At 63.4% G+C, this 1,677-nt stretch carries 1 protein-coding gene; it reads right to left on the bottom strand.

All coding sequences use genetic code 11. From position 1 onward, the window contains the following. Nucleotides 1-1,677: DNA polymerase III subunit alpha (gene dnaE, locus ACWDNU_RS45485; RefSeq protein ID WP_449673401.1), on the bottom strand; the 1,677-nt coding region annotated here is incomplete at both ends.

Here is a 1,677-nt window from a genome sequence, read left to right as displayed (position 1 = left end):
CTCGTTCACGTCCGGCGGCAACACCTTGATCCCCAGCCGCCGGCACTCCGACAGATAGATCGCCGACTTGTCCTTGTTGTCACCCACCGACGTCAACAACGCGGCCATGTACTCCGCGGTGTAATTCGCCTTGAGATAGGCAGTCCAATACCCGACCAGCGCGTACCCAGCGGCGTGCGACTTGTTGAACGCATAACCCGCGAACGGGAGAATCGTGTCCCACAACGCTTGCACGGCCTCGCCGGAGAACCCGTTGTCGATCATCCCGGCGCGGAAGCCCTCGAATTCCTTTTCCAGGACTTCCTTTTTCTTCTTGCCCATCGCGCGGCGCAGCACGTCCGCGCGGCCCATCGAATATCCGGCGACCTTCTGCGCGATCTGCATGATCTGTTCCTGGTACACCACCAGACCATGCGTTTCGGCGAGGATCTCGCGCAGCGGTTCCTCCAGTTCCGGATGGATCGGTTCGATGGCTTGGCGCTTGTTCTTGCGGTCGGCGTAGTTGTTGTGCGTGTTCATCGCCATCGGGCCCGGCCGGTAGAGCGCGTTGACGGCCACGATGTCCTCGAACCCGGTGGGACGCATGCGGCGCAACAGATCCCGCATCGCGCCGCCGTCCAATTGGAACACTCCGAGACTGTCACCGCGGACCAGCAGGGCGAAGGTCTCGGGATCGTCGATGGCCAGCCGGTCGAGGTCGATGTCCTCGCCGCGGTTGGCCTTGATGTTGTCGATCGCGTCGCCGATGACGGTGAGGTTGCGCAGGCCCAGGAAGTCCATCTTCAGCAGGCCGATGGCCTCGCACGACGGATAGTCCCAGCCGGTGATGATCGAGCCGTCGTCCCTGCGCCACAACGGAATCGCATCCATCAACGGCTCGCTGGACATGATCACCGCGCAGGCGTGCACACCCGCATTGCGGATCAGCCCCTCCAGGCCGCGGGCGGTTTCGAAGATCGTCTTGCACTCTTCGTCGGTCTCGACGAGCGTGCGGACCTCGGCCGCCTCCGCGTAACGCTCGTGCTTGGCGTCCACGATCCCCGCCAGCGGAATGTCTTTGGCGGCCACCGGCGGCGGCAAGGCTTTGGAGATCCGGTCCGCGATCGAGTACCCAGGTTGTCCGAAGTGGACTCGCGCGGAATCCTTGATCGCCGCTTTCGTTTTGATGGTACCGAAAGTGATGACCTGGGCAATCCGGTCGGAACCGTATTTCTCGGTGGCGTACCGGATCATCTCGCCGCGGCGGCGGTCGTCGAAGTCCATGTCGATGTCCGGCATGGACACTCGTTCCGGATTCAGGAAGCGTTCGAAGAGCAGACCGTGCCGGATCGGGTCGAGATTGGTGATGCGGAGCGCGTACGCGACCAGTGACCCCGCCGCCGACCCACGCCCCGGCCCTACTCGGATTCCCGCCTCGCGCGCGTGCGTCATCAGGTCGGCCGTGATCAGGAAGTATCCGGGAAAGCCTTTGTCCACAATGACATTGAGTTCGTATTCAGCGCGCTCCCGGTACTCTTCGGGCACCCCGTCCGGCAGTCTTTCGGACAGGCCGCCCATCACCTCGTGATGCAGCCAGGTGGCTTCGGTGTGGCCTTCGGGGACGTCGAAGACCGGCATCCGGTCCTTGTGCGTGTACACGTCCTCGTACGACTCGACCCGCTCGGCGATCAGCAGCGT

It is taken from the genome of Amycolatopsis sp. NPDC003676 (assembly GCF_053587275.1).
The sequence above is the reverse complement of the archived record's forward strand: the minus strand, read 5'-3'. Positions and strand labels throughout refer to the sequence as shown.